We start from the raw sequence: 3,983 nt of genomic DNA on the forward strand, positions 1-3,983 counted from the left end.
TGTAATCCCATTTTCCCGGTACTCAGAAGCTATGAAAATCAAGGCTCTCAGACAATTTATGTTAAAGTTTTTATCTGCTTAGGGCATAGTGGAAGCTTTTCGTTAAAAACATACAATGCTAAGCGTAATTTAACTGCCTGATTTTTAAGTATTTAATTCCTGCTTAAAGAATTATTCAGTCGGCCGGGAAAATGGGAATGCGCCCAAGGCAGGTTTTCCGTTATATTGCTGAAGGATATACCAGCGCCCAAATGACGAAAAGCCTTCATATCAGCAAACGAACCGTGGATATTCACCGGGCAAATATCATGAAAAACTAAGTATTAATACCATTCCCGGGCTGACATGATTTGTTTTAAAAGAGAATATTATCGCCCTTTAATTGCATTATATTTGAAATTTTTTTTACACAAAATAGGTGTTTATACGTATTGAAAAATGACAAAAATTGAGATATCAAAACACAGATGAAAACGAACGCCAAAAAGCTGTTATTTTTTACTACAATCTTATCAACCGTGTTTGGATTGCTGTTCTATTATTACAAACTTGGTGAGGATGACAAGGAGACATTGTCCAGCAAATCAAAACAGCCACACCAAGTTAAGGTTGTCCAGTCCATTGAACCGCCTGAACTTCCATTTTCCACAATGCCTTTGAATAAACCAGTCGCTCACTTGGATGATAAAAAAATAAAGCCATCATCTTCAGACGAGGCAGTGTTTTTATATGACGAAGCACAAGAATTTGCTCAAAATCTTAAAAGGTTTAAAATGTTCTGTCATCAAAATGCAAGCAGCCAAAAACTTGAATTCGAGGTTAACCAATTTGTCTGGAAATTACTGAAAAATGTACAGGGTAATGGACCGATCATCAAGGAAGAGCTTTTATCCTCTGAAGGACACCCATTATATAAAAATATTCTATTGGCATGCCTGCGTCAGGCAAAATTTGAAAACAAACATGAAGTTGTCTGGCAAATTGTTAATAACCGGAATGAGGATCCATTGGTGCGGCGCACAGCTGCCTTTGTTTTAGGGAAATTGCCGGATGTACCGCCAAATCCTAAAGAATTTTTGTTTTTACTTTCAGATCCTGATGATCAGGTAAAAATTTTCGCCCTGCAAAACGCTGCATTCCATGCTAACGACGATGTTTACAAAACCGTCAAGGATCTTGCCGCTTCCTATCATGATGTCAACGTGCGGATGGCAGCTGTAAACGCAATGGGAAATATTTCCAACCCGAATCAAAAAAATGATTTGATCAATCTGATTGAACAGCAGGCAACATTCGCATCTTCAAATTTTTCAGAATCCTCTTTGATCAAACGGACAGCGGTTTCATCTCTGGATGCTTCAGACAAGGAAATTGTAGCTTTTTTAAGACAGACGGCAATTGATGACGAGGAAAATGAAGGTGTCAGACGTCGTGCTTTATTGAAACTGTCAGAATCAGGGGAACCTGGAATCACGGCGTTTATGATCTCTCTTCTTCAGGAGGTATCACCGGCCGAATCAATTCTGCTAAAAGGTTGTGTGGAAGCCTTGCTTATTTTGAATGATCCGGCTGGTATCCAGAGTATACAAACCAAGTTAGAAAACACCGAAGACCTCGATATCCGGAACCTGATCCAACATTTAATGTCCGGTCCAACACTGGAGGAAAGATCAGCCGAATGAAACTTAAGAGTTTGATCCTGTTTTGTTTAATTTTTTTCTCCAGCTCCGTTGCGGTATATGCAGAAATGGCAGATGCTGTATACCGACGCCTTGATCTTCCGATAATCGGTGATAATGCCCATGCCGGTTTAATATACCATTATGATAATGAAGCAGAGACACGGTATGTGATTCATTCGGCAGGAGGATCGTTCGGATCTCCCAATAGCGTTAGAACGGGAGATTGGGAAGCGTTCCTTGAGGGGGAGTTGTATCTTGGGAAACGGACAAAAAGAAATCCCTCATACACGATACGAAAATTAATCATTGAAGAAGCCATTGACCAAATCGGTGCAAATTATTGGGCACAAAATCCCTGGGCACAATGGAATGAACCGAATAGTTCCCCCCAAAGCGGTGACGGTTATTTCCGTTGTGACGGACTCGTTGAATATTGCTATGAGCAAGCCGGGATCAATCCATGCGACAATAATACATCTTTATACTGGGGTGGTCCTGTATATCAATTCAATCAGTTTAGCACGGCAATTCAAACTACGCCGGAGCAAGTGGTCATGAGCTTCCCTGATTCAGTTGATTCAAACACGCCAACGGTGGCCCATAGAACCGAAATAACACTCAAAGCAAACGCCCGAGATACCCACAGCGATCTGTCTTATAGATCACCCTATATTTTTCATTATGCACAGTATGTGAACGGCGGATGGTCGGACTGGTCGGAAATCGGACGGTCGGAAGATTCAATGCCGTTCACCATTCCGGAAAAAAATACTCTATATGCATTTTGTGTGACTGCTGTTGATAATGATGGAAACGCCCAAAATTCAGTTTCCTACTATTTGAAGCATGCTCAGACATTTACCTTCTTCGTTCGATCCAGCGGGACTGCTGGAGTACCCATTGATAGCCAGGATTCAGATTTTACCGGGGCAACGGATTATTTTATTGGGGATGTCGAGTCAGGAACCCGTGTGACGCTGACCGCGCCATTAAATCAGAAAGAAACACAGTTCTCTCACTGGGAAGGATGTGATGAAACATCCGGGACGGATTGCACCTTCACAGTAACAGCAGATAAAAATGTGGTGGTTCATTACACTGTTCCCAAATACAATTTGAGTGTTGCCTCGGCAGGCGTGTCCGGTGTTGAGATTAACAGCCTACCGTCAAACAGTTCCGGTATTACCGATTATGTTGTTTCGGATATCAGTGCCGGTACTTCTATAACGCTTTCAGCGCCGGAAAACCATGACAACAAGGAATTTTCACACTGGACCGGCTGCGATACGGCATCACAGACTGATTGCAATATTGCCATGACATCCAACCGTACTGCAACGGTCCATTACAATGACGCGCCATCGGAATATCAGTTATCGGTGAATGCTCTCGGTGCTTCCAATGTTCAGATTACAAGTTCACCCCATGGATTTGGCGGGATAACAGACTATGAAAAAACTCATATCGCTGCAGGAACCCGGATTGCCCTGACCGCACCATTGACCACAACGGGCATGCCGTTTTTAAACTGGTCAGGGTGTGATGAAATTTCAGGGAAAACCTGTAGCGTTGCAATGTCATCCGACAAGCGTGTTACGGTCAGCTACGGACATATATTAAAACCACCGGTTTCTCCTTTACCGGCCAATGGAGCTGAAAATATTTCGGTGACTCAGAATCTGGAGTGGATTAACGGCGGTGGTGCCGATTCATTTGATATCTATTTCGGAACTATCCCCCCCCCCGGAGAATCAGAGTTCAGAATAAAACAGTCAGACCTCAAGTTTCCTGTTAAAAATCTTGCATACAACACAACCTATTACTGGCGGGTGGATGCCGTTAACTCAAACGGAACCGCCACCGGTACCGTATGGGAGTTTACCACCCAGCCCGAACCGGTTTATCTTTCTGGTGACTTCAACAAAGATTTCATTGTCAATGAACAGGATCTTGAAGAACTGAGGCGTCACTGGCTTCAATCTGAAGATCATAACAACTGGTCGGAAAAATACAACCTTGACAGGGTGGCCGACCCACGAACGGGAAAGCAGATTATCAACTACCGGGATCTGGCTGTTTTTGCAGATAACTGGCTGAAAACCAATGAATAAAAACAAAAAGATACCATATGGCAAAAGGGAATAAACATGCGCGTCATTCATCATAGAAAAATCGGCATCCTTCATATAAGTTCAAAAGTACTTTACAGTTTTTATTATCAGAATTTTGATCGCAACTATTTTGTCACAGCAAAATACCGTGTTTATTATACTCAAATATGAATTGTGATTATCTCAACAT

At 42.2% G+C, this 3,983-nt stretch carries 3 protein-coding genes; all 3 read left to right on the top strand.

Annotation, left to right across the window (positions count from 1 at the left end; translation table 11 throughout):
* The first annotated feature begins 197 nt into the window (after positions 1–197).
* Positions 198–320, top strand: coding sequence for a LuxR C-terminal-related transcriptional regulator (locus HXW94_RS20490; RefSeq protein ID WP_178368312.1), 123 nt, complete (start codon positions 198–200; stop codon positions 318–320).
* Between the two features lie 147 nt (positions 321–467).
* Positions 468–1,682 carry a HEAT repeat domain-containing protein gene (locus tag HXW94_RS18200; RefSeq protein ID WP_178368313.1) on the top strand — a complete coding sequence of 405 codons (1,215 nt, stop codon included), beginning with the start codon at positions 468–470 and terminating at the stop codon, positions 1,680–1,682.
* Positions 1,679–3,793, top strand: coding sequence for an Ig-like domain-containing domain (locus HXW94_RS18205; RefSeq protein WP_178368314.1), 2,115 nt, complete (start codon positions 1,679–1,681; stop codon positions 3,791–3,793). The genes HXW94_RS18200 and HXW94_RS18205 overlap by 4 nt, the downstream gene beginning before the upstream one ends.
* Positions 3,794–3,983 lie beyond the last annotated feature (190 nt).

The organism is Desulfobacter latus (assembly GCF_013389365.1).
GTDB classification, from domain to species: domain Bacteria; phylum Desulfobacterota; class Desulfobacteria; order Desulfobacterales; family Desulfobacteraceae; genus Desulfobacter; species Desulfobacter latus.